At 70.4% G+C, this 24,358-nt stretch carries 20 protein-coding genes and 1 pseudogene; 11 read left to right on the plus strand and 10 right to left on the minus strand.

Features of this window, described 5'->3' with window-relative positions:
* The first annotated feature begins 119 nt into the window (after nucleotides 1-119).
* From BMW88_RS20715 to BMW88_RS20725, 3 genes are all read left to right on the plus strand, one after another.
* Nucleotides 120-1,202, plus strand: coding sequence for a mechanosensitive ion channel family protein (locus BMW88_RS20715; RefSeq protein ID WP_245777937.1), 1,083 nt, complete (start codon nucleotides 120-122; stop codon nucleotides 1,200-1,202).
* A gap of 22 nt (nucleotides 1,203-1,224) precedes the next feature.
* On the plus strand, nucleotides 1,225-2,571 hold the full coding sequence (locus BMW88_RS20720) for an MFS transporter (protein ID WP_089953012.1): 1,347 nt from the start codon (nucleotides 1,225-1,227) through the stop codon (nucleotides 2,569-2,571).
* Between the two features lie 76 nt (nucleotides 2,572-2,647).
* The gene (locus BMW88_RS20725) at nucleotides 2,648-2,947 is read left to right on the plus strand and encodes a hypothetical protein (RefSeq protein WP_089953014.1); all 300 of its coding nucleotides are present in this window, start codon (nucleotides 2,648-2,650) and stop codon (nucleotides 2,945-2,947) included.
* Between the two features lie 54 nt (nucleotides 2,948-3,001).
* On the opposite strand, the gene BMW88_RS20730 is transcribed toward BMW88_RS20725, so the two are convergent.
* Together BMW88_RS20730 and BMW88_RS20735 are read right to left on the minus strand one after the other, a co-directional pair.
* A complete protein-coding gene (locus BMW88_RS20730) occupies nucleotides 3,002-6,232 on the minus strand; it encodes a S8 family serine peptidase (protein WP_089953016.1) in 3,231 nt (1,076 codons plus the stop codon).
* A 278-nt stretch (nucleotides 6,233-6,510) separates the two neighbouring features.
* Nucleotides 6,511-7,026, minus strand: a complete 516-nt coding sequence (locus tag BMW88_RS20735; RefSeq protein ID WP_143116168.1) for a hypothetical protein — start codon at nucleotides 7,024-7,026, stop codon at nucleotides 6,511-6,513.
* A 100-nt stretch (nucleotides 7,027-7,126) separates the two neighbouring features.
* On the opposite strand from BMW88_RS20735, the gene BMW88_RS20740 reads away from it, so the two are divergent.
* A complete protein-coding gene (locus tag BMW88_RS20740; protein ID WP_089953020.1) occupies nucleotides 7,127-7,816 on the plus strand; it encodes a hypothetical protein in 690 nt (229 codons plus the stop codon).
* Here the strand turns inward: BMW88_RS20740 and BMW88_RS20745 are convergent.
* Nucleotides 7,800-8,243 (minus strand): DUF6098 family protein, encoded by a 444-nt coding sequence (locus BMW88_RS20745; protein WP_245777938.1) that lies wholly within the window; start codon nucleotides 8,241-8,243, stop codon nucleotides 7,800-7,802. The genes BMW88_RS20740 and BMW88_RS20745 overlap by 17 nt on opposite strands.
* Nucleotides 8,244-8,507: 264 nt before the next feature.
* On the minus strand, nucleotides 8,508-8,933 hold the full coding sequence (locus BMW88_RS20750) for a cupin domain-containing protein (RefSeq protein ID WP_089953022.1): 426 nt from the start codon (nucleotides 8,931-8,933) through the stop codon (nucleotides 8,508-8,510).
* A 70-nt stretch (nucleotides 8,934-9,003) separates the two neighbouring features.
* On the opposite strand from BMW88_RS20750, the gene BMW88_RS20755 reads away from it, so the two are divergent.
* Entirely contained in the window at nucleotides 9,004-10,659 is a 1,656-nt protein-coding gene (locus BMW88_RS20755; protein WP_089953024.1) for an FAD-binding dehydrogenase, read from the plus strand.
* A 74-nt stretch (nucleotides 10,660-10,733) separates the two neighbouring features.
* Nucleotides 10,734-11,126 (plus strand): annotated as a pseudogene (locus BMW88_RS44445) (NADPH-dependent FMN reductase); the annotation flags it as partial.
* A gap of 30 nt (nucleotides 11,127-11,156) precedes the next feature.
* Here BMW88_RS44445 and BMW88_RS41970 read toward each other — a convergent pair.
* Both BMW88_RS41970 and BMW88_RS44450 read right to left on the minus strand, forming a co-directional pair.
* Nucleotides 11,157-11,864 (minus strand): hypothetical protein, encoded by a 708-nt coding sequence (locus tag BMW88_RS41970; protein WP_177221204.1) that lies wholly within the window; start codon nucleotides 11,862-11,864, stop codon nucleotides 11,157-11,159.
* Between the two features lie 41 nt (nucleotides 11,865-11,905).
* The gene (locus tag BMW88_RS44450) at nucleotides 11,906-12,175 is read right to left on the minus strand and encodes a hypothetical protein (protein ID WP_425434673.1); all 270 of its coding nucleotides are present in this window, start codon (nucleotides 12,173-12,175) and stop codon (nucleotides 11,906-11,908) included.
* Nucleotides 12,176-12,313: 138 nt separating this feature from the next.
* On the opposite strand from BMW88_RS44450, the gene BMW88_RS44455 reads away from it, so the two are divergent.
* The 4 genes from BMW88_RS44455 (at nucleotide 12,314) to BMW88_RS20775 (ending at nucleotide 16,028) form a co-directional block, all read left to right on the plus strand.
* Entirely contained in the window at nucleotides 12,314-12,523 is a 210-nt protein-coding gene (locus BMW88_RS44455; protein ID WP_425434674.1) for a hypothetical protein, read from the plus strand.
* Nucleotides 12,511-12,921, plus strand: a complete 411-nt coding sequence (locus tag BMW88_RS42825; RefSeq protein ID WP_245777939.1) for a GNAT family N-acetyltransferase — start codon at nucleotides 12,511-12,513, stop codon at nucleotides 12,919-12,921. The genes BMW88_RS44455 and BMW88_RS42825 overlap by 13 nt, the downstream gene beginning before the upstream one ends.
* Nucleotides 12,922-13,094: 173 nt before the next feature.
* On the plus strand, nucleotides 13,095-15,128 hold the full coding sequence (locus BMW88_RS20770; protein ID WP_089953025.1) for a putative bifunctional diguanylate cyclase/phosphodiesterase: 2,034 nt from the start codon (nucleotides 13,095-13,097) through the stop codon (nucleotides 15,126-15,128).
* A 66-nt stretch (nucleotides 15,129-15,194) separates the two neighbouring features.
* Nucleotides 15,195-16,028 carry a S1C family serine protease gene (locus tag BMW88_RS20775; protein ID WP_089953027.1) on the plus strand — a complete coding sequence of 278 codons (834 nt, stop codon included), beginning with the start codon at nucleotides 15,195-15,197 and terminating at the stop codon, nucleotides 16,026-16,028.
* A 135-nt stretch (nucleotides 16,029-16,163) separates the two neighbouring features.
* On the opposite strand, the gene BMW88_RS20780 is transcribed toward BMW88_RS20775, so the two are convergent.
* Entirely contained in the window at nucleotides 16,164-17,396 is a 1,233-nt protein-coding gene (locus tag BMW88_RS20780; RefSeq protein ID WP_089953029.1) for an SAM-dependent methyltransferase, read from the minus strand.
* A complete protein-coding gene (locus tag BMW88_RS20785) occupies nucleotides 17,397-18,647 on the minus strand; it encodes an FAD-binding oxidoreductase (protein ID WP_089953232.1) in 1,251 nt (416 codons plus the stop codon).
* A 170-nt stretch (nucleotides 18,648-18,817) separates the two neighbouring features.
* On the opposite strand from BMW88_RS20785, the gene BMW88_RS20790 reads away from it, so the two are divergent.
* Nucleotides 18,818-20,353, plus strand: a complete 1,536-nt coding sequence (locus tag BMW88_RS20790) for an acyl-CoA dehydrogenase family protein (RefSeq protein ID WP_089953030.1) — start codon at nucleotides 18,818-18,820, stop codon at nucleotides 20,351-20,353.
* Here BMW88_RS20790 and BMW88_RS20795 read toward each other — a convergent pair.
* Nucleotides 20,350-23,076, minus strand: coding sequence for a hypothetical protein (locus BMW88_RS20795; protein ID WP_089953032.1), 2,727 nt, complete (start codon nucleotides 23,074-23,076; stop codon nucleotides 20,350-20,352). The two genes, BMW88_RS20790 and BMW88_RS20795, sit on opposite strands and share 4 nt — an antisense overlap.
* A 128-nt stretch (nucleotides 23,077-23,204) precedes the next feature.
* Nucleotides 23,205-24,356: an acyl-CoA dehydrogenase family protein gene (locus tag BMW88_RS20800; RefSeq protein WP_089953034.1), complete on the minus strand. Its 1,152-nt coding sequence runs from the start codon at nucleotides 24,354-24,356 to the stop codon at nucleotides 23,205-23,207.
* Between the last annotated feature and the right edge of the window lie 2 nt (nucleotides 24,357-24,358).

Raw genomic sequence — 24,358 nt, forward strand, 5'->3', positions numbered from 1 at the left:
ACGGCCCCCGCCGAATTGCCCGGCCCGCCGGGACTGGCCACAGTGGCGTCCGTGAGCGGGCTCATGGTGTTCCTCCGTTGAAACGCCGGGTACCCGGTCTTGATCCGAAAGGAGGAAACGTGCTGTTCGTCGTCATGGGCTGTTCCGTGGCTTTCGCACTGCTCGTGGTGGAGGTGATCCACCGGCTGGTGCGCCGCTTCACCCACAGCGGCAAGATGTACCGCCCCGGCCAGTTGTTCGGGGCGCTGCTCGCCGCTCAGATAACCCTCAGCGTGTACCCGGTCGACCTGCCGGTCGTGCTGCACGTCCTCGGGATCGCGCTGATCCTGGCCGGCGCGTGGCTGCTGGCCGCGCTCATCAGCACGTTGGTGGACATCTCGCTGTCGCGGATCCGCACCGACGTCACGGACAACCGGCACGCGCGGCGCGTGCACACGCAGGTCATGCTGGTCAGGCGCCTGGTGCTGGTGGTCATCGGCGTGCTGGCCGTCGGCGCGATACTCATGACGTTCCCCGGCGCACGCGCCGTCGGGTCCACCGTGCTGGCCTCCGCCGCCGTCATCGGCGCCGTCGCGGCGTTCTCCGCGCAGTCCCTGCTGGGCAACCTCATCTCGGGCCTGCAGATCGCGTTCAGCGACGCGGTGCGGCTCGACGACGTCGTGGTGGTCGAAGGCGAGTGGGGCCGGGTCGAGGACATCACGCTGACGTACGTCGTGCTGCACCTCTGGGACGACCGCCGGCTGGTGCTGCCGACCTCCTACTTCCTCAAGACGCCTTTCCAGAACTGGACGCGCACGCAGTCGGCGCTGCTCGGGACCGTGGAGCTCGACCTGGACTGGACGGTGCCGGTCGAGGCGATGCGGCAGGAGATGCGGTCCATGCTGGAGGGGAGCGACCTGTGGGACGGGCGCGTGTCCGTGTTGCAGATCACGGAGGCCACGCACGGGTTCGTGAGGGTGCGGGCGCTGGTGAGCGCGGCTGACGCCGGCAAGCTGTGGGACCTGCGCTGCCTCACGCGCGAGCACCTGGTCGACTGGGTGCAGCGCCAGCACAGTGGCGCGTTGCCGCAGGTGAGGACGCGGGCGGTGACCGGGGCGAAGCGGCAGCAGCCGGCCAGCGACCACCACACGGACGCACGCGTGTTCGGCGAGAGCGCGGACGGCGCGTTGCGGGAGCAAGCGTTTGCGGGGCCGAAGCAGTGACGGCAACCCGCACACTGGTCGCATGAGGACTGGGGACCAGGTCGTCCAGGGCCTGCCGTGGCGGTGGCGCGCGCAGGGGACGATCTTCATCATCGGCGGGCTCGGGTTCCTGTTCGACGCGTGGGACGTCACGCTCAACGCGTTCCTGATCCCGCTGGTCAGCGCCGAGTGGAACCTGTCGCTGGCCGAACGCGGCTGGGTCGGCACGGCGAACCTGATCGGCATGGCCGTCGGCGCGTTCGCGTGGGGCGCCATCGCGGACACCATCGGGCGCAAGAAGGCGTTCAGCCTGACGATCCTGATGTTCTCGGTGTTCACCGTGGCCGGGGCCGCGTCACCGGACTTCGTGACGTTCTGCGTCTTCCGGTTCCTGGCCGGCGTCGGGCTCGGCGGCTGCATCCCGGTGGACTACGCGCTGGTCGGCGAGTTCACCCCGGCCAAGGTGCGCGGGCGGGTGCTGGCGGCGATGGACGCGTTCTGGCCGCTCGGCGCCACGCTGTGCGGGCTCACCGCCGTCTACCTCACCGACCTGGGGAGCTGGCGGCTGCTGATGCTCACGATGGTGCTGCCCGCGCTGCTGCTGTTCTGGATCCGGCGCTCGATCCCCGAGTCGCCGATGTTCCTCGTCGCCAAGGGCCGGCCGGACGAGGCCAAGAAGGTCATCGACGACCTGGTCGCGCGGACCGGGGCACCGCGGGAGGAGTGGCGGCTCCCCGACCCGCGGCGGCTGCAACGGCTCTCCCCCAAGGTGATGTTCACGCAGCTCAAGGACATCTGGCGGTACGACCCGCGGCGCACGGCGGCGTTGTGGCTGCTGTTCCTGGCGGTGTTCCTGCTCTACTACGGCGCTGTCACGTGGCTGCCGAGCATCCTGAAGGCCCAGGGCTACGGCACGTACGCGGCGTTCATGGTCACGACGCTCACCGTGGCGGTGGGCATCGTCGCCGCGCTGGTCAGCGCCTGGCTGGTGGAGGTGTTCGGGCGCAAGTGGGTGATCGCGATCAGCGCTCCGCTCGCGGCCGTGGCGCTCACGCTCTTCGCGCTCCAGCTCGACGTCGACTTCGCCGCCAGGGCGTGGATCACGCTCTTCGGCGTGCTGATCCAGGTCGCGATCCCCGCGCTGTACGCGTTCGCACCGGAGCTGTACCCGACGCACCTGCGGGCCAGCGGCTTCGGGTGGGCGTCGACGATCAGCCGGGTCGGGGCCGGGTTCGTGCCCGTCCTGTTCGGAGCGCTGTTGTGGCCGAACCTGGGGCTGGCCTGGACTTTCGCGGTGATCGGGGCCGTGGTGGTGGTCGCCGTGACCGTGATGATGTTCCTGGTGCCGGAAACCCGCATGCAACCGCTCGTGGAGCCCGTTCCGTCCTAGGTCCATGAGAAGACCGCTCGCCGTCGCGTTTTGCGCGCTGGCTCTCGCAAGCTGTGGTGCGAACGGGGTTCCAGCCGTGCCGAACGCGGAGGTGCCCGTCGTGCCCACGGCGAAACCGGACAGGAACCGGATCGAGCAGGCGAAGCGCGACGGCCACCTCACCGTGCCACTGATGATCTCCGTGCGGCCGGGACGCGACGAGGAGGTCGAGCAGGCGTTGACGGCGCTGGGCGCGACCGTCGAGGCGCGGGACCGGAGGATCGGCTACCTGCGGGCCGAGGTGCCGGTGGACAAGGTGGAAGACGCGTACCTGGTGACCGGCGTGTCCAAGGTGGACGTGGACGAGCCGCTCGGCAACCGGCTGCCGGAACCGTAGAAAGCCCCAGGACCACGTGGGTCCTGGGGCTTTCCGCGTTCATCCGGTCAGACGTCAGCCGACGGACTGGACGATCACGGCGCCACGGCCGACGGCGGTCTCGTCCGCCGTGCGGACCTCGAGATCACCGCGCAGCACGCGGCCGGCACCGGGCTGGCCGAGCGGCGTGAGGACGCCCGTGGCGTTCCACGTCGCACCGGCGGCGCGGGCGGCGTTGGCGTCGGACACGGTGAGCGTGCCGAGAGCGGCCGAGGTGTAGACGTCGAAGTAGTCGTACGCCGTGGTGCCCTGCGGCACCGCGTAGCCCTCCACCTGGACGCGCCACAGACCGGCGGCCGGCTTGGTGAGCGTCACCGACTCCTCGGAGTCGGCGTCAGCCGACGAAGTCGCGACGAAGCACGTGCCGGTCGTGCAGTCCAGCAGGGCCAGGTCGAGGTCGGCGCCCTGGTCGGCGGTGTTGCCGATCGTGGCGGTGATGCTCGACGCGCCGGCCGGGACCTGGATGTCGAAGAACTTGCTCTCCAGGTTCGCGATCGACGGGCGGTCCTGCTTCGCGCTGCCGACCGCGCCCGCCGCGAGCCGTCCGGTGAACGCGGCCTGCGTGTTCGTGACGGTGTAGCCGCGCTCGACCGGGGTGCCCAGCGCCGCGGACGCGATGACGTCCGGGGTCGGGCTGATCGACGTGCCGAGGACGGACGCGGTCACCGAGTACGGCGCCGTGTCGGCGTCGGAGGTGCGGCGGGCCTCGACCACGACCTCCCACACACCGGCGATCGGGTTGGCCACCGTGCGGCTGGTGGGGCTGCCACCGGCACAACCGGCGCCCGCGTCCGGGTTGTAGCAGTTGGTCGAGCTGGTCACGTCCAGCGGCACACCCTGCGGGGTGAAGCGCAGGAAGCGCACCTGGCCCTTGCCCGCCTCGGCGCCACCGGCGGCCATGTCGACCCTCAGCGCGGTCGTGCCCTTCGGCACGTTCACGAAGAGGCTGGTCGACTGGTTGCGCGCGATCGTGCCGGACTTCGTGACCGAGAACTTGTTGGCGGCGGTGAAGTTCTCCGCCGCGAACACGGTGTTCAGCGTCTGCACGTCGACACCGGGGGTCTCCGGGTTGTCGAGCTGCAGCACGGCGCTGTGGACGCCCGCGGTCTTGGCCTTGACCTTGACCGGGAACAGCACCGGCGTGTTCAGCGGCAGGCTGACCTTCTTCGGCGCGGTGAACGTGCCGTCGTTGCCCTTCCAGGAGACCTTGTAGTCCTCCTGGTCGTGGCCCGTGGTGCGGGTCAGCGTGTAGGTGCGGGTGTACTCCTGGCCCGCCGTCACGCCCTCGCGGTCGTGGATGCCGACACCGACGTTCGGGGTGGCGAGCTGTCCGCTCTGGACGGTGCTGACCTGCACGGCCGTGGTGACCTGGTCCGGCACGGAGTGCTTGTCCAGCAACGACCAGGCGGCGTTGGTGTTGAACAGGCCGGCGCCCTGCTCGTAGGCGCCCAGGGTGTCGACCCACTTGGCGCTGCGCTGGATCGCGTAGCGCAGCTCGGCGCTGGTCGGGCGCTGCCCGTTGTGCGTGGCCTTGAACGCGCTCACGAGCAGCGCGGCCGCGCCGGTCGCCTGCGGTGCGGCCATCGAGGTGCCGTTGAACTGCGAGTACCCGGCCGGGAGGGCGTAGGTGCCCGCCACCGGGCCACCCGGCTGCCAGCGCGGCGTGGTGGAGATGGCCGAGCCCGGTGCGACGATGTTCGGCTTGAAGCCGCCGTCCTCACGCGGGCCGCGCGACGAGAAGCCGTGCAGGCCCTGCTTCTGCGCGGTCTTCGAGCCGTAGTTGGAGAGCCAGGTCTCCTTGGTGATGTACGAGCCGACGCTCACCGCGTCCGTGGCGACCGACGGGTCACCGACGGTGTTCGCGCCCGCACCCGAGTTGCCCGCCGAGATGAAGATCTGGACGTTGTACTCGTTGATCGTGCGGTTGTAGAGCTCGGCGCGCGCGTTGTTGCCGTCGTTGAGCGACGGCAGGCCACCGATGGAGATGTTCACGACGTCGGCGCCGTTGCGCGCGGCGTAGAGGACACCGTCGATGAGGCCGGAGTTGGTGCACGACGGCGTGGTGAGGCAGGCCTTGATGGCCATCAGCTTGGCACCGGGCGCGGCACCGGCCATCTTGCCGTCGAACATCTTGTGGGCGGCGGTGATGCCGGCGACGTGGGTGCCGTGGGCGGCCGAGATGCCCAGGTTGACGTACGGCGTGCCGGCGTTGTCGTAGATCGAGCGGTCGGTCTGCACGACGAACGCGATGCGGTCGATCACCGGGGTCGCGGGGTTGTCGGTGCCGAAGAAGCCGACGTCCTGCTTGACCTTGTAGTCGAGCATCCGCTTGTTGTTGGTGAAGTTGCCGTCACCGTCGGTGTCGACGAAGACTTCCTTCGTCGTGATGTCCTGGATGACGCCGAAGGTGTCGACGCGGTCGCCGTCGCGGTTGATGTCACCGCCGGTCTCGCTGTTGGCCAGGTTCAGGTCGCCCGCGGTCTCGCGGAACAGGCCGAACGAGTAGGGGCCACCGGTCGCGGGCGCGGTCCACTCGCGGCCGGAGTCGGTGAACTTGCCGACGCGGCCGGTCTTGGTCATGGTGACCCAGGTGCCGTCGCCGGAGTTGGTGGCGTTCGCGTTGTACCAGTCGATGATCTTGCGCTCACCGGTGCTGGTCGTCTGCAGGGCCGGGGTGTCGAGGTCGATGCCGGAGTCGATCACGGCGATCGTGGTGCCGCGGCCGTCCCACTTCGGGTGCGCGGTGGCGAACTGCGCCGCCTGCGTGTCCTGCGTCGGCATGTACGGGTTGGTGCGCGGCGTCTTCGAGTCCGGCGCCTTCTGCGGGGCCGGGTTCTCCATGCCCTGCGGGCGCGGGTCGTCGAGCGCGATCAGCCCGTCGACGTCGATCGTGGTGACCGAGGCGAGCTTGGCGGCCTTCTCCGCGTTGTCGCGCGGGATGGTGACCTTGACGTAGTCGACGTCCTTCTCGGTCTTCTGGACCGTGGCGCCGAGCGCCTTGAGGTCGTTGACCGCGGCGTCGGTCCTGCCCTCCTCGGCGGCGACGAGCAGGTCGACGGTCGGCTTGCCCTGGCGGGCGGCCTCGTCGACGAGCTCGCGGTCCTTCTTGTCCAGCTGCTTGTCAGCGGCCGGCTGCTCTTGCGGAGCGTTCTGCGCGATGGCAGGGGTGGCGGCGAAGCCGAACCCGGTAGTGCCCAGCACCGCGGTCAGCAAGACCGTTCCGGTGCGGCGTCTCCAGTTCTTCACGGCGCATGTGCCCTTCGTGGGGTAAAGAGTGCCCGAAGCACATCTCTTCGCCTCGCGAACGACAATCGTCGGAGTGGAGCATTTTCCGGATCCACATTGGACTGTTCAGGGGCTTGAAATCGCACGCCTGAAATGCTGCGCGTTTCCCTTTGAACGTGGAACGAGCAGGTGTCCTCCAGTCAAGGGCTGATGGAGGGGAATGTCAAGGGATCTGTCAACGGTGAAATCGGTTGGCCTGTAACAGGGTACTCGTCCGAGACGATGGACTGTTCGCTGTTTCAGCGCAATAGCGAACGCAATCGGGACCGCACCCGAGCCACGAGGCCCTGGCCGGTCGCGAGCGCTTTCGGCTGCGCCCCGCACCTGCCGCATTCGCCGCGGTGCGCTTCCAGCGCCCGCTGGAGCTCGGTGACCTGACGCGCGGTCCGTTCGGGCACGACGTCCTTCCGGACCGAGAGCAGGCTGAGCTCCGCCAGCGCCTCCCGGCCCCCGCGCACCCGGACGGCGGGCGCGATGGTGTGGAAGAAGATCAGGTTGCGCCGGCGCGCGGGTTCGACCGCCCGGACGTCGCACCACGGGATCGTGGCCTGCCGGTCGAGGCTGCGCGAGGTGATGCCCTCGGCGGTGAGCTTCGTGCCCATGCCGAGGCTGCGCCACGCCACCGTGCCGCCCATCAGGGACCACATGCCGCCGAAGACGTAGCCGTACCACGGGCCGCCCGCCATCGCGACCGGTCCGCTCGCGGCGACCGCGGCGCCGAGGCCCACGAGTACCCATCTCCACCTGGTGTGCATCTCTGCCGTCCCTCCTCTCCCAAGGACGTGCGAGGCCCTCCCCTCGTTGAGTGACACCGTTCCGCAAGACTGGAGGCAGCTCAGGCGCTACCTTGCGCGCATGGACCTGAAGCCGGTCGCCGACGAGCTCTACGGGCTGCCCCCGAAGGAGTTCACCGCGGCTCGCAACGCCGCGGCCAAGCAGACCGACGACAAGGACCTGGCCAAGGCCATCGCCGAGCTGCGCAAGCCCACCGTGGGCGCCTGGGCGGTCAACCGCCTGGTCAGGGACGCGCCGGAGGGCCTGGAGGAGGCGCTGGGCCTCTCGACCGCGCAGCTCACCATGCGGGAGCTCGGCCACAAGCGCAAAGAGCTGATGGAGGCGCTGGTCTACCGCACGCTGGAGCTGACCGGCCCGCTCGCGGACGACGCCGTCACGCAGGTCCGCAACACCCTCACGGCCGCGATGGCCGATCCCGAGTGCGCCGAGCAGGTGCGGCAGGGGCACCTGACCAAGGCGCTGGAGTACTCGGGCTTCGGGTTCGCGCTGCCGGTGCCGGAGCCGGAGGGGGACGACGGGGAGGACCCGCTCGCCCGCAAGCGCCGGGAACGGCAGGAGCGCAAGCGCGCCGAGGCCCGGCAGGCCCTGGACGAGGCCGAGCAGGCGCTCGGGGAGGCTCAGGCCGACCAGCTCGCGGCGCAGCGGGCGTTCGACCGGGCCGCGGAACGGCTGGAGGACGCCAAACGGGTCACGGCGGCCGCGGAGAAGGCCCGCAAGGCCGCGGAGCGCAAGCTCACCGACCTGAGCTAGAGCGGTCGAGCGGGCCCCACTCCTCGGACCGCTGGGCGCTCACCAGCTCCTCGCACTCGGTCAACGCCTCGTCGGCCACCCAGGCGAGCGGCTCCTGACACGTGACCAGCGGCTCGTTGTCCGGGCCCCGGCCCACCTCCTCGCCCCTCAGCACCCACGCCCGGACGTCCGGGCCGCGCAGGTCGCGCAGGTGGCGGTAGTCGAAGAGCCGGCGCGCCACCCACAGTTCGCGCGAGCGGTCGCCCCACCACGGCTCCACCCGCAGCGGGCTCGCGGACAGGCCGGGCAGCTTCACCCCGGTCAGCGAGTCGTTCGACGTCGTCGCGGCGTCCGCCTCTGGGCCTTTCGACCAGCGCACGTAGACGTCGTCGCCCATCACCTCGACCAGGCCGGCCAGGTTCGTGATCGTCGGGAGTCGAGATGTCACGTCAGGTGACGTACCCGCCCGCACCTGAAGGAAACCTGAAGGAGTTGAGCCTGGTCACAGTGAAAGCCGACCGGAACACGGACTGCCGGTTGTACGTTCAACAATGTGGTTGGCCGCTGGCGCTCGAGCTGCGCGCCAGGGCGATCCGACACCCCCAGGTCGGAAAAGCCCTTCCGCAGGCGCTGCGTGCTCGCGCCGCGGTCAACCCGCCGTCGACCGGCACTCCGGAACCCCCCTCACCGGTGGTGGCGGTCGGCGGCACCCTCAACCAGGCAGGTTGTACTGGTCGTGGCGGGCGTAGAAGGCCTCCAGCTCCTCCGGTGGCAGGTCCTTCGCCCGCCCGATCTCCAGGAAGAAGTCCTCGCGGGCGATGCCCGGCGTGAAGAGGATCAACATGCGCACGGGGGCGTCGCTGTCGTTGCGGAACGCGTGGGGGCGGTTCGGCGGCACGTAGAGGAAGTCGCCCTCGCCACCCTTGATCCACTCGTCGCCGTCGAAGAGCGTGATCTCGCCTTCCAGCACGTAGAACGACTCGGAGAAGGTCTTGTGGAAGTGCGGGCGCGCACCGGGCTGCCGCGCCTGCATCCGCCACTCGAACAGGCCGAACTCGCCGTTCGTCACCGATCCGGGTGCCACGAACCGGGCGGTTCTCGTGCTGAAACCCACCTCGGCGGCCGGTCGGAAGCTCATGCGTTTCTCCCCAGAAAGTGAAGTTGATTCAGGTCTCGTGCGTGACCAGCGGTGGATCTAGACTCGCCCGATGGCACATGACGCGGATGTCATCGTCGTCGGCGCGGGCCTCTCCGGTCTCGTCGCGACCGCAGAGCTCGCGGACGCGGGTCGCAAGGTCATCCTCCTCGACCAGGAGCCGGAAGGCTCGCTCGGCGGTCAGGCCTGGTGGTCGTTCGGCGGGTTGTTCATGGTGGACACCCCCGAGCAGCGCAGGCTGCGGGTCAAGGACTCGCACGACCTGGCGTTGCAGGACTGGCTGGGCTCGGCGGCGTTCGACCGGGAGAGCGACCACTGGCCCCGGCTGTGGGCGCAGGCCTATGTGGACTTCGCCTCCGGCGAGAAGCGCTCCTGGCTGCACGGCATGGGGATGCGCTGGTTCCCGTTCGTGCAGTGGGCCGAGCGCGGCGGCTACCTGGCCGACGGCCACGGCAACTCGGTGCCGCGGTTCCACGTCACCTGGGGCACCGGGCCGGGCGTGGTCGAGCCGTTCGAACGCCGCGTGCGCGAGGCCGTGGCGAAGGGGCTCGTGACGCTGAAGTTCCGGCACCGCGTCACGAACCTCAACGTCACCGGCGGTGTGTGCGACGGCGTGTCCGGAGAGGTGCTGGAGGCGTCGTCGGTGGCGCGCGCCGAACCCAGCTCCCGGGCCGTGGCCGGCGAGTTCTCGCTGAGCGCCCAGGCGGTCGTCGTCACCTCCGGCGGCATCGGCGGCAACCACGACCTGGTGCGCAGGAACTGGCCGGAGCGGATGGGCACGCCGCCGAAGTTCATGCTGTCCGGCGTCCCCGACTTCGTGGACGGGCACATGCTCGAGGTCACGCAGAAGGCCGGTGGCGCGATCATCAACGCCGACCGCATGTGGCACTACCCCGAGGGCATCGCGAACTACGCGCCGGTGTGGTCGCGGCACGGCATCCGCATCCTGCCCGGCCCGTCGCCGCTGTGGCTCGACGCCGACGGCAAGCGCCTGCCGATCCCGCTGTTCCCCGGCTTCGACGCGCTGGGCGCGTTGCAGCACATCACGACCCACGGCCACGAGCACTCGTGGTTCGTGCTGAACAAGAGGATCATCGGCAAGGAGTTCGCGCTGTCGGGCTCCGAGCAGAACCCGGACCTCACGGGCAAGGACACGCGCGCGGTGCTGAAGCGCGCGATGCCCGGCGCCGTCGCACCGGTCGAGGCGTTCGCGCGGAACTCGAAGGAGTTCATCCAGGCGGGGACCGTCGCGGACCTCGCGCGGGGCATGAACGCGCTGACCGGTGACTCGCGCATCGACGCCGCCGCCCTGGAGAGGACGATCGTCGAGCGCGACCGGCAGGTGACCGCGGGCCTGAGCAAGGACATGCAGGTCAACGCGATCCGCTCGGCCCGCCACTTCCTGACGGACAAGCTGATCCGCGTCGTCGAGCCGCACCGGCTGCTCGACCCGAAGGCCGGTCCGCTGATCGCCGTGCGGTTGTCGGTGATCACCCGCAAGACGCTGGGAGGCCTGCACACCGACCTCTCCTCGCGGGTGCTCGACACGTCCGGCCGGCCGCTGCCGGGGCTCTACGCCGCCGGCGAGGCCGCCGGGTTCGGTGGCGGCGGCGTGCACGGCTACCGCGCGCTGGAGGGGACCTTCCTCGGCGGCTGCCTGTTCTCCGGCCGGGTGGCGGGGCGTTCGGCGGCCGACGCGGTGTCGTAGCAACGACTTCCGCGCCGTTCTCGCGTGGTGGACGCGGGTTGACGGTCCCCCGGCTTGCGGCTGTGCTGGAAGGCATGACGCAGATCGGTGTTCTGGCCGGCAACCCGCGGCCCGCCTCGCGCACCCTGCAGGCCGCGCTGACCCTGCGGGAGGCGCTCGCCTCGGCGCTGGGCGTGCCCGTCGACGGGCCGGTGGTGGACGCGGCGGAGCTGGCGCCGCAGGTCTTCACGGAGCCGGACGCGGTCGGGGCGGCGCTGGAGGCGCTGGGCCGGGCCGAGGTGCTGGTGGTGGCCACGCCGACGTACAAGGCCGCGTACACCGGGCTGCTCAAGGCCGTGCTGGACCAGGCGCCGGCGGGATGGTTGCGGGGCAAGGTGGTCGTGCCGCTGCAGGTCGCCGCGTCGGACCGGCACGCGCTCGCCGTCGAGGTGCACCTGCGGCCGGTGCTGACCGAGCTGGGCGCGCTGGTGCCGCAGGCGTTGTTCCTCAACGAGAGCTCACTGCCGGCACGCGTCACGGACTTCGCACTCGACTCGGGCGTGCGTGTTCGGCCGCGCGAACGCCGCGAACGCCTTCCCCGTCGTGTAGGGGCCGACGGCGAAGCGGAACGGGTCCTCCTCGCCCCTCTCCTTGATCAGCCGGCCTTCCGCGGAGACGCGCACGAGCCCGGCGGCGTCCTCGGAGACGTCGCCGACGGCGCGCAACGACCGCAGCACCGGGTCGGCCGTGCGGGAGAGGGAGTGGACCGGCAGGCGGGCGTCGATCAGACCGTTGGCGCGCACCACGTCGGGCGTCGTGGTGCTGCCCGCCAGGAGCGCGCCGTCGACCGCCTCGACCCACATGTGGGCGCCGATGACCCGCACGATTCCCGCGCGGGACAACGCCAGCAGCTCCTCCAGCCGGTCCGGTGGCGGACCGGAGGCGAGGTAGCTGAAGTAGCCGTGCCACCAGCCGTCGAACGGCATCAGCCCCGCGAGCTGGCCGTAGACCGACAGCAACGCGAGGAACGCCCCCAGGTCGGCGCTGTGACGGGGGTCGGAGCGGCGGCGCAGGTCCGCCTCGACGTAGGACCGCAGGTACTCCTGGAACTCCTCGCCGGACGCGAAGGTCAGGCCGGCCAGCGGCCGGTCGAGGCGCTCGAAGTCGATGCGGTCGGCGGGATCGGGCACCGCGAGCGCCTCCAGCGACGTCTTCCCGTGCAGCAACCGCGTCCGAACGTGTCGTTCGGCGGCTCCTCCCCCGCCGCCTACGCCGCGGGCGGGGCGGAAGCGGACATCTTCTGCCTGTGGGGCGAGCCGCTCGCCGAGACCGCGCAGCAGATCGAGTCGGTCAAGCAGGCGGCGAGGGACGCGGGCAGGACGGACGTGCCGAGGATCCAGGTCGCGTTCCGGCCGATCATCGCGCCCACCGAGGAACTGGCCTGGGAGGAGGCGCACCGGACGGTCGAGCGGATCGAGGCGCGCAAGGCCAACGCGCCGCTCAGTCTCAGGCACTCGCCGTCGAACCCGGAGAACACCGGCTCGCAACGGCTCCTGGCGGTCGCCGAGCGCGGCGAGCGTTCGACCGCGCGCTGTGGACGCCGACGGCGAAGGCGACCGGTGGCGCAGGCAACTCCAACGCGCTGGTCGGCACTGCGGAGACCGTCGCGCAGGCGTTGCTGGACTACTACGACCTCGGCGTGGACATCCTGTCGGCACGCGGGTACGACCTGCTCGGCGACGCCATCGACTTCGGCCGGTACGTGATCCCGCTGGTGCGCGAGGAGGTCGCGAAGAGGGACCGGGCCAAGGCCGCACGACCACGCTCGAAGTGCGCCGGGTCCGGCAGCCGGATCCGGCCGCGGCGCCGTTGGTGGCGGAACTGACGTACGAGTACACGTCCCGCTACGGACTCTCCGGTGCAGAGGAGATGCAACGGCCCGCGGACGTTTTCGAACCACCGCACGGACAATTCCTGCTGCTCGTCGAAGCCGGTGAGGCGGTGGCCGGTGGCGCGTTCATGCGCCATGACGCGGAAACCGCTGAGCTGAAACGAATCTGGACGCATTCCCGGCACCGCCGGCGCGGGTTGGCGCGGCGCGTGCTCGCCGAACTCGAAAAGGAGGCGAGAACGTTTGGGTACAGGCGAGTTCACCTGACGACCGGACCACGTCAACCCGAGGCCAGAGGGCTCTACCTGGCGACCGGGTACACGCCGTTGTTCGACGTGGGGACAGACCCGGTGACAATTGGTCCGCTCGTCTTCAGCAAGGAGATTCATTAGGACGAACGAGTGAATTCGTGGTGGATCCGCCGGTTCTCGAACGGGAATCCGGATTTCGTTGGACAGGCCGGAGCAGGTCAGTAAGCTGGACGCGGTTGCGCAGGCGCGCCGATTGGCGTCCGACGATCGATCAGCAGATCACACCGGTCCCCACGAATGGCCATCCGAGCTGAATGAACACGGTCGACAACCGGGAGCAAGCCGTGCGCTGGGCGGCGGCGATCTCCGGCACGCACCTCGCGGGCTTCGCGCGGGGAAAGCTCGAGCTGCTGCTCGCCGGTTACGTGGAGCAGCTCCTCGGCGGCGGCGTGGACGCGGCCCGGCAGGTCGGCCGGTCGATGGTGCGGAACGACTTCATCTCCCCGGCCACGCTGGAGCAGACGCTCGCCGTCCTCGGTGAGCACACACCGCCGGCCCAGCTCGGCGCGCTCGCCGCCGGGTACGCGGAGGGGCTCCGCGAGCGCACGCTGGACCGGCGGGAGGTCACCCGCACGGCCGCGATCACCGCGATGCGGCGGGCCGAGAGCGCGGTCAGGGCGAGCGAGGCCAAGTTCCGCGCGGTCTTCGAGAGCTCGGCGTTCGGGATCATCGTGAGCGGTCTCACCGGCGAGCTCGTCGACGTCAACGAGGCGTTGCTCGTGATGCTCGGCTACACCAGGGCGGACCTGCCCGCGCTGAGCGGCCGCGACCTGGTCCACCCCGACGACAGACCGGGCCTGCGCGAGCTCGCGAAGCGGCTGATCGCGTCCGGCTCCGGCGACGTCCGGGTAGAGAAGCGGATGATCCGCAGCGACGGCGAGACGATCCAGACGCACATGGCGATGTCGCTGGTGCGCGGGGAAGAGGGCTCGTCGCCGTACTTCGTCACGATGGTCGAGAACATGAACGAGATGCGCGCGTTGCAGACGCAGCTCGTCCGGCAGAGCCTCAACGACATGCAGACCGGCCTGCCCAACCGCGCGCAGTTCCTCGGCTGGCTCGAGGGCGCGGCCGGCTCCAAGGGCCCGGACGCGCTCGCGCTCGTGCAGGTCGACATCGACGGGTTCCGCGGCGTGAACGACGCGTTCGGGCACGACGCCGGCAACCGGGTGCTGATGCACGTCGCGACGCACCTGCGGGCGGTCTTCACCGAGGACGTCGGCAGGGTGGCGCGCATCGGCGAGGACGAGTTCGGCGTCCTGATCAAGGACCCGCGGGACGTGCGGAGCGTCGTCGCCCTGGTCGAGGACTTCACCGCACGGCTGGAGGAGCCGATCTGGATCGCCGGGAACGGCGTCGGGGTGACGACCAGCGCCGGCATCGTCGTGCGGGCGGCGCGCGGCGGCGACGCGGGCGAGGTGCTGCGCGCGGCGGACGTCACGGTCGGCTGGGCCAAGCGCGACGGCAAGGCGCAGTGGGCGTTGTACGACAAGGAACGCGACCAGCGCGACAGGGAGAGGTACGCGCTCGCCGCGTCCATCCCCGGCGCGCTGGAGGAGGGCCGGTTCCGCGTCGACTACCTGCCGGTGCGCTCGCTGGCCGACGGGGCGGTCACCGCCCTCGAAGCCAAGATCGTCTGGGAGCACCCCGAGCGCGGGGTGCTGTGCCCCGGCGCCTTCCTCGACCAGTCCTCCGCCAACGGCATGGTCGTGCGGCTGGTGCGCTGGGCCCTGGAGGACGCGTGCCGCCAGGCGGGCGAGTGGTACGCGGCGCTGGGCCCCCGGATGCCGGCGCTCACGATCGACCTGCCGCCGCGCCTGTGCCAGGAGCCCGAGCTCGTCGCGGAGGTGGCGCGCGTGCTGGAACGCACCGGGCTGCCCGCGTCGTTGCTGCGCTTCGAGCTGCACGAGCACCTGCCGGCGTTGCTGACCGACGAGCAGCTCGAGGAGCTGACGATCCTCGCCGAGCGCGGTGTCGGCCTCGTGCTGGACCAGGTGAACGGCGGCAACGTCGGCGTCGACCGGTTGCGCCTGCTGCCGTTGAGCGGCGTGAAGTTCACCGGTGCCGTCGTGCACGGCCTGGACGCGGACGCCAACCCCGTCGACGAGAGCGCGTCGGTGGCGTTGCTGACGTGGGCGTCGGCTCTGCGGGTGCCGCTGTACGCCGAGGACGTGCGCACCGAGGCCGAGGCCGCGCGGCTGGCCGAGCTGGGCGTGACGGGCGCGCAGGGACCGCACTTCGGGCCACCACTGGCGGCCGCGGAGGTCTCCTCGCTGCTTCTCACCTGATTCTTATCAGGGTTTGCACGGCTTTCCGCACAGCTCGTTCACATGATGGCGGTCCATCGTGGAGCCATGACCGAGCAGAGCTTCCCCGCGATGAGCGGGACACTGGTGGAACCGCAGCCCGCCGTCGCGCCGACGCCGAAGTTCTGGCGCCGCACGGCTCCCGCGCTCACCGCGGCGGCACTCGTCGCCGGGTTGTTCGGAGGTGTCACCGGCGCCGTGGTCGCCTCTCCGGACGGCACTTCCGCGGGGTCGTCCGTGGTGGCGCAGACGGTGTCCAGCTCGTCCGCTCCGGACTGGTCGGCGGTGGCCTCCACCGTGCTGTCCTCGGTCGTCCAGGTGAACGTCGGCGACGGCCTCGGGTCCGGCGTCGTCCTCACCGCGGACGGCAGGATCCTCACCAACAACCACGTCGTCGCCGCGGCCGGCGGCCAGGTCACCGTGACGCTGAACGACGGCCGCCAGGTGCCGGCCACCGTCGTCGCCACGGACCCGGCCTCGGACCTGGCCGTGCTGCAGGCCTCCGGCGTCTCCGGCCTGACCCCGGTCAAGTGGGCGGACTCGGCCTCGGTGAAGGTCGGGGACGCGGTCATGGCCATCGGCTCGCCCTCGGGCCTGCAGGGCACCGTGACCACCGGCATCGTCTCGGCGCTGGACCGCAAGGTGACCGTGCCCGGCGAGACGCGGCGCGCGCAGCCGGTGTCGTACCAGGCGATCCAGACCGACGCGTCGATCAACCCCGGCAACTCCGGCGGCGCGCTGGTGAACGCGGCCGGCGAGCTGATCGGGATCAACTCGGCGATCTACTCACCCGCGTCGAGCAGCGGTGAGGCCGGGAGCGTCGGGATCGGGTTCGCGATCCCGTCGAACCAGGCCAAGCAGATCGTGGACCGGCTGAGCTGAGGCAGCGGCTGAGCGCGCCACCCGGCCGTGGGCACGCAGCCGCCTCTTCGCCGGAGCACCGCGCCCACCAGGGCTGCTCACCACCGCGGAGCGGGTGCCGGCCACCCGCTCCGCCCGGTTCAGGACAGCCGGATCTCAGGACAGCCAGTCCGGCCGCAACGGCATGTGCGAGGCCGTCCCGTCCAGCCGCACCCCGAGGACCTGGTGGAGCTGGATGTCGTTGCGCTCGAACCCGAGCCGCGACGCCGCCAGGTACAGCCGCCACACCCGTGCCCTGGCCTGCCCGACCTCCTCCACGGCCTCGTCCCAGTGCGCCTCCAGGTTCCGGCCCCACGCCGCCAGGGTCAGCGCGTAGTGCTCGCGGAGGTTCTCCTCGTGCCGCACCTCGAACCCGGCGTCGTGCACCTGCGACACGACGTGACCCGGCCCGACCAGCTCACCGTCCGGGAACACGTACCGGTCGATGAAGGGCCCGGACAGCGCCCGCTGCTTGTTGTCGGGCCGGGTGATGCAGTGGTTCAGCAGCCGGCCGCCCGGCTTCAGCTTGCGGTACAACGACGAGAAGTAGGCCGGCAGCTTGGCCTTGCCGATGTGCTCGGTCAGGCCGATCGACGACACCGCGTCGAAGCCGGACTCGTGCACGTCGCGGTAGTCGAGGTGGCGCACCTCGGCGAGGTCGGACAGGCCGGCCTCGACGATCGCCTTCTGCGCCCACTCCGCCTGGTTGCGCGACAGCGTCACGCCGATCGCGCGCACGCCGTACTCGCGCGCGGCGTGCATGACCATGCCGCCCCATCCGCAACCGACGTCGAGCAGCCGCATGCCGGGGCGCAGCCCCAGCTTGCGGGCCACCAGGTCGTGCTTCTCGAACTGCGCCTCCTCCAGAGTGGACTCGAGCGACGGGTACACCGCGCAGGTGTAGGCCATCGACGGGCCGAGGATCCACTCGTAGAACTGGTTCGAGACGTCGTAGTGGTGCGCGATGGCCTGCCGGTCGCGGGCCTTGGAGTGCCGCAACCCGCGCAGGCGGGTCTCCTGCGGCGGCGGGGACACCTTGTGCGACAGGCGGACCCGGCCGAGGAAGCGCAACAGCTCCACGCGCTGCGACCACGGCAGCTCCCGCAGCGAGAAGTCGGAGAGCTGGGCGAGACCCGCGTGGACGTCGCCGACGATCTCCAGGTGACCGGTCACGTAGGCGCGGGCGAGACCCAGCTCACCGGGCGCGGAAGCCAGGTAGGACAAGGCTTCCGGCGTCTTGACGTTGATCGAGACGGCAGCCGAGGACGGACCGGCGGTACTGCCGTCGTATGCCTCGAAGCGAACGTCGCTGCCACCCGTGATGCGCTGGAAAATGGAGGCCAACCGCATTCATCGTCCCCTGACACACTTGGCGTACAGATCAGGCAGGCGGTTCGTCCGGTCGTACCGGGACTTCACGGACCGGTAGTGCGAACCGTTGTAGTGCCGCCAGAACTCGTCCTCCTCGTAGTAGGAGTCCGAGTACAGCGACTTGTGGCCGCCCAGCCGCGCCACCTCGCGCTCGATCAGCCGGTTGCGGTCACCCATCCGTTCTCCCGGCCGCACCGGGACCTCCGACCAGAACCCGACGTTCACGTACAGCACGTCCGGGTTCATCGGGTACAACGGCCAGCCCGTGGTGTCGCGCAGGCGGACCGGGCACAGCCACACCGGCGAGATGCCGATCTCGCGGTCGAAGAAGTCGAGGAAGTCCGGCAGCGCGGAGACCGGGATCTCCACGTCCTGGATCACCGGCTCCACGTCGACCCTGGGCCGCAGCCGCCGGTGCTTCGCGACGAGCTTGCGGTACACGTCCGAGCGCAGGTACCGCTTGGGCCACAGCCGGCGCACCACGGGGTGCTGCGCCCCGAACGCCCGGGAGCACCAGAACCAGTCGGTGTCCCAGCGCCACAGGTAGTCGTGGATCGTCAGGTGGTCCGTGCGCCGCTTCTGGATGGACCGGTAGTAGATCTCGTTGCCGGTGTAGTCGGACGTGTAGGGCGCGATGTCGGCGTAGTGGCCCAGCGTCAGGTACATCTCGCCGCGGGAGAACACGGTGCCGTCGACGAAGTCCGCCGAGCCGTCCTCGCACACCTCCTCGATGACGGCGGCGCACTCGGCGAACGACCCGAACGGCACGTGCCGCAGCCGCACGAACGGGCGCACCGGTTCCAGCTCGACCTCCAGCCGCAACGCGTACCCCAGCGTCCCGTAGGAGTTGGGGAACGCGCGGAACAGGTCGTCGTCCGGTTTGGCCACCACGACCTCGCCGTCGCCGGTGAGGATCTCCAGCTCCCGCACGGACTCGTGCGGCAGTCCGTTGCGGAAGGACGTCGACTCGATGCCCAGGCCCGCTACCGCACCACCGATCGTGATGGTCTTGAGCTGCGGCACCACCAACGGCATCAAGCCGTGGCGCAGTGTCGCGGCGACGAGGTTCTCGTACGTGGTCATGCCCTGCACCTGTGCGGTGCGTCCGGCCGGGTCCACCGACAGGACCTGGTCGAACCTGCCGACGTCGAGTCCGCCCGCCTGATCGGGGCGGAAGCGGAAGAGGTTCGACGTCTTCTTCGCGAGCCGCACTGGCGCACCTTCGCGCATCGCGGCGTACTGCGCGGTCAACGCAGCCACGGCCGTGCTGTGCCCTTGGTCCCTCACGCCGACGACGTTATTCCTCGTCACGGCCGTTGGCACGTCCAAAAGCCCGAATGGACGTGCGATCTTTCGCCGCACCCTGCCCAAAGTTACTACTCAGTAGTAACGTGCGGGGCATGGCTACGCACGAGGTGACCAACCAGGTCCCGCCGCTGAGCGGTCACGACGTCGCGGACGACCCCGCCCTGCTGACCTGGGTCGACAACGCCGAACTGCACGAGCTGGGCAGGCTCGCGGGCAGCCACGAGTGGCAGGAGCGCGGCCGGCTCGCGAACGCGTACCCGCCGGTCCTGCACACGCACGACCGGTACGGGAACCGCATCGACGAGGTCGAGTTCCACCCTGCCTGGCACGAACTGATGAACGTGGCCGTTTCGCACGGATTGCACGCCTATGTCGACGGTGAGCACCTCGAGCGGGCCGCCAAGTTCTACGTGTGGTCCCAGGTGGAGGCGGGCCACGGGTGCCCGATCTCCATGACCTGCGCGGCGGTGCCCGCGCTGCGCGTCTCGCCGGAGCTGGCCGCCACCCACGAACCCCTGCTCACCGCGCGGACCTACGACTTCGGGCTCCGGGCACCCCTGACGAAGTCCGGCCTGATCGCCGGCATGTCCATGACGGAGAAGCAGGGCGGGTCGGACGTCCGGACGAACACGACGGTCGCGCGGCCGGTGGCCGACGGGTACGTGCTCACCGGGCACAAGTGGTTCACCTCGGCGCCGATGTCGGACGTGTTCCTGACGCTCGCGCAGGCACCCGGCGGGCTGACGTGCTTCCTGGTGCCGCGGGTGCTGCCGGACGGCACGCGCAACCGGTTCTTCCTGCAGCGGCTGAAGGACAAGCTCGGCAACAGGTCCAACGCCTCCGCCGAGATCGAGTACGACGAGGCGTTCGCGCACCGGGTCGGTGACGAGGGCCGCGGCGTGCGGACGATCATCGAGATGGTCAACTCGACGCGCCTGGACTGCGTCCTCGGCACCGCGGCGGGCATGCGGCTCGGCCTCAGGCAGGCGGCGCACCACGCCGCGCACCGCACGGCGTTCGGCGCCCGCCTCGTCGACCAGCCCGCCATGCGCAACGTGCTGGCGGACCTCGCGATCGAGTCGGAGGCGGCGACCACGACCGCGATGTGGCTCGCGCGGCACCGATCGCGGCTCGGGCTCGCGGTCACCAAGTACTGGGTGTGCAAGCGCGGTCCGGCGCACGCGGCCGAGGCGCTGGAGTGCCTGGGCGGCAACGGCTACATCGAGGACAGCGGCATGCCCAGGCTCCTGCGCGAGTCGCCGCTGATGTCGATCTGGGAGGGCTCCGGCAACGTCGCCGCGCTCGACGTCCTGCGCGCGGTGCAGAGGGAACCCGAGTCGGTGCGCGAGTTCCTCGACACGGTCACCGGCGTCGACCGGCGCATCGACGACGCGGTGGCCGTCCTCGGCCCCGCGCTGTCCGATGTGGACGAGTCGCAGGCGCGCCGGGTCGTCGAGAGGATGGCGCTGGTCCTGCAGGGCGCCCTGCTGGTCAGGCACGGCCACCCCGCCGTCGCGGAGGCGTTCCTCCGCTCCCGGCTCGGCGGTGACTGGGGCGTCGCGTTCGGCACGCTCCCCCGGTCCACCGACTTCGCCACGATCATCGAGCGGGCCGTCCCGCAGCTCTAGGCCGGACACCCGTCCGGCCGGCGCGGCGAGTCCGGTCCGTACAGGTCACCGGTGAGGTAGACGCACACCGGCTGCTGCCCGAAGTCGTGGATGTCGGCGATCTCCAGGATCGTGAAGTTGCGCGTCTCCCCCACCCGCGACGCCTTGAAGTTCGTGCGTCCGGTGGCACCGAAGAAGTCGAGCTCGCGCAGCTCCCCGCCGATCGCACCGCGGTGCGGGGTGTGCCCCTCCAGGCGGAGCTGGGCGTTGCGCACGGCGTCGAGGAAGAGCCCGGCCGCGTCGTAGGCGACGGCCAGGTGCTCGCCCGGCCACGGCTTGACCGGCTTGTCCTCCGGCGGCAGCGCGGAGCTCTGCACCTCCCCGGCCAGCACGCTGTACCCGGCGCAGAAGGTGTTCAACGGCAGCCCGCCGCGGACCTGCTGGTCCGGCTTGCCGTCCACGCAGGACCGGCCCGCGATGGCCACCAGCCCGGCCATGCTGACGTACGACACGCGCATCCCGGCCAGCGAGTCGTGCGACCGGCTGCCCTTCTGCGCGATGAACCGGATGATCGCGTCGTCGGCGAGGATGCGCGGCAGGCGGTTCTTGTCGTAGCAGTCCTTGCCGACCGCCCGCAGGAACTCGCCGAAGTGCTCTTCCCGGCCCGCGAAGAACACCATCTCGCGGGAGTGGTCCTCGGCGCACTGCGACGGCACCTCCTGCGGGCCGTTGGCGTACTCGTCGGTCTCGTAGTGCACCTTCGACCTGGCGAGCTCCTGGCCCAGCACGGTGACCAGGTTGTCCAGGTACACGTCGTCCCGGCCCAGCTTCGGGTGGTGGATCGTCACCTTGGTCACGCCGAGGTGCTGGGCGAACCGCCGGACGAGGTCGGCCTGCCGGACGTTGCCGGGGATCAGCTGGAAGTACGTCGCCGACAGGCTGGGCAGCGACGCCTCGGTGAGGGTGGTGCCGATGGTGGGCACGCCGAGCGAGCCGAGCAGGGCGATGACCCGCTGGGTCTGCGCGACGCTGCGGTCGAGCCCGATCACCCCGATGATGCTCCGGTCCTCCTCCAGCAGCGGGGTGAGCATGTTCGTCAGGACCTCGTGCGCGCGTTTCATCGTCGCGCCGCCGTTGGCGACCACGATGCGCAGCAGCGGCCCCGAGTTCGACTTGTCGTTCTGCTGCCGTTGCTTGAGCAGCATCCCCTCCAGCTCCTCGGCCCTGGAGTGGTCGGCGTCGGGGTTGGTGTCGGGGTGGGTGAGGCTGGAGAAGTAGAGCAGCGACACGAGCGGGCGCCTGGTGTCCGCGGCGCGCAGCCGTTCCGCCTCCTCGTTCTGCGCGAACACCGCCTGCTGGGTCCACCGCAGCCGGGGGTTGGAGCCGAACACCTGGCTGCTGTTGTCGCTGTAGCCGACGCACTCGACGTGGCCGTCGACGTCCATGAGCCGCGTCGACACGCCCCGCGAGATCGCGGAGCCGACGATCGAGCAGTTCGCCTCGATGTGGTTCTGCACCGTCACGAACCCCGGCAGCAGCAGCACCGCGGCCGCCGCCGCGATGATCGCCTCCAGCCGCCGCGACCGCGCGAGCCAGCGCACCGGCGCCGCCCGGAAGGCGGGGGCGTTCTTCCACTTCTTCTTGTCCGGGCTCGCCGACGGCAGTTTGATCATCAGGTAGCGGGCGTCCGGGGCGAGCATCTGCCGTTTGCGCGGCAGCTCCTCCTTCCACGTCGCGAGCGCCTCCTCGGTGTCGTCCGGCGCGACCGGCGTGGTCCCGAGCCGCTGCGAGAGCGCCGGCTGCACCGAGCTGGCCGCGATCACCAGCAACGGGTCCAGCTCGCCGGTCTCGTTGCGGACGTCGTTGATCAGCTCCAGCAGCTCCCAGCCGCCGTTGTCCTCGGTGACCCCGTCGAGCAGCACCGGGATGTAGGCGGTGCGCCGCCAGCCCGCCCGGCGCGGCAGGAACCGCCGGCGCCGCCGGTACGCGATCCGCAGGTCCTCCAGGAACGCGTGCACGAGCAGGAGCTTGATCTGCTCCTCGTTCTCCGACTCGCGCCTGCCCAGCGTGAGCCGCTCGGCGAACCCGAGGAACTCGATCGAGTGGTTGGGCAGCGCGAAGTTCTGCCCGCGCATGAACCACTTCGACTCGCGCGCGAGACCGGGCACCCGCTTGCCGAGCCACCGGAACCCCGCCTTGCTGCCCACCCACGCCACGAGCCCGAGCCCTAGCCGCGTCACGAGGTTCGGGATGAACGCGTCGACGGCCCGGTTCACCGCCTCGCCGTTCTCGGAGGTGCGGCCCGTCCACTGCCGCAGCAGCTCGATGACGCTCGCCCGGTCGTCGCGCCCCGGCTTGCGCGGCAGCCGCTTGCTCGTCAGCCAGTCGACGAGCCGGTAGTGGTCGAACCGGGTCAGCCGCTCACTGCCGACGTGCACTCCCGCGAGCTGATGGCACAGCACGTCGAGCAACGGCAGCAGCGGCGGGGTCTCGCGCGCTTCCGGTGGCCATCTTTTGTCCACTTCCGCGTTCACCGCGGACAGGTCGACATAGGCGTGCGGTATTGCCGGACGACCCTCGTCGAGCTTCTGCTCCAGAGTGCGCAGAAATGCCGTCGGGCTCTCTTCGCTCTCCAGGTAGAGCAGCGGAAGCGGCTGGTCACCGACCACTTCCTCGGTCTTGCTCCGGTAGAAGAACCCCGGCCGGTCGCACAGCTTGCTGATGACCTCCAGGAGAACTGACAATCCGGGGAAAACCGGTTCCGTCCGGCTACCTGTCATCTGCACCCTCACACACTCGTGCGGAAGGCAAACGACGGTAGCCGGACCCGGTCATTCGGACCCGTGTTTTCCGGACGATTAGGTGGAACGGGCTACAGGCCGAGTTCGCGGGCGATCAGCATCTTCTGCACCTCGGAGGTGCCCTCGCCGATCTCCAGGATCTTCGCGTCGCGGTAGAAGCGGCCGACCGGGTACTCGTTCATGAAGCCGTAGCCGCCGAAGATCTGCGTGGCGTCGCGGGCGTTGTCCATCGCCGCCTCGGACGACACGAGCTTCGCGATGGCCGCCTGCTTCTTGAACGGCTCGCCGCGCAGCATCCGGGACGCGGCCTCGTAGTAGGCAAGGCGCGCGGTGTGCACGCGGGCCTCCATCTCGGCGATCTTGAACTGGATGGCCTGGTAGGTCCCGATCTTCGCGCCGAACGTCTCCCGCTCGTGGGCGTAGCGGACCGACTCGTCGACGCAGCCCTGGGCGAGGCCGACCGACAGCGCGGCGATGGCGACGCGGCCCTCGTCGAGGGTGCGCAGGAACTGGGCGAAGCCGCGGCCGCGCTCGCCGAGCAGGTTCGCGGCGGGCACCCGGCAGTCGGCGAACGACAGCTCACGCGTGTCCGAGGCGCACCAGCCGACCTTGGAGTACTTCTTCGACACCGTGAAGCCCGGGGTGCCGGACGGGACGATGATCGACGAGATCTCCTTGCGGCCGTCCGGGCGCGTGCCCGTCACGGCGGCGACCGTCACGAGACCGGTGATGTCCGTGCCGGAGTTCGTGATGAAGGCCTTGGTGCCGTTGATGACCCACTCGTCGCCGTCGAGGCGCGCGGTGGTGGCGAGGGCGCCCGCGTCGGAGCCGGAGCCCGGCTCGGTGAGGCCGAAGGCGCCGAGCATCGCACCGGAGGTGAGGGACGGCAGCCACCGCGCCTTCTGCTCGTCGGTGCCGAACCGGTAGATCGGCATCGCGCCCAGCGAGGTGGCCGCCTCCACCGTGATCGCGACGGACGAGTCGACGCGCGCGAGCTCCTCCAGCGCCAGGCACAGGGCGAAGTAGTCGCCGCCCATGCCGCCGTGCTCCTCGGGGAACGGCAGGCCGAGCAGGCCCATCTGCCCCATCTTCGCGACGATCGGGTACGGGAACTCGCCGCGCTCGTAGTACTCGCCGATGACCGGGGCCACCTCGTCCCGAGCGAACTCCTCGACGGTCTTGCGCAGGTCCTCGTACTCGCTCGGGAGCCTGAAGTCCAACATGG

Source organism: Lentzea xinjiangensis (assembly GCF_900110955.1).
GTDB classification, from domain to species: Bacteria; Actinomycetota; Actinomycetes; order Mycobacteriales; family Pseudonocardiaceae; genus Lentzea; species Lentzea xinjiangensis.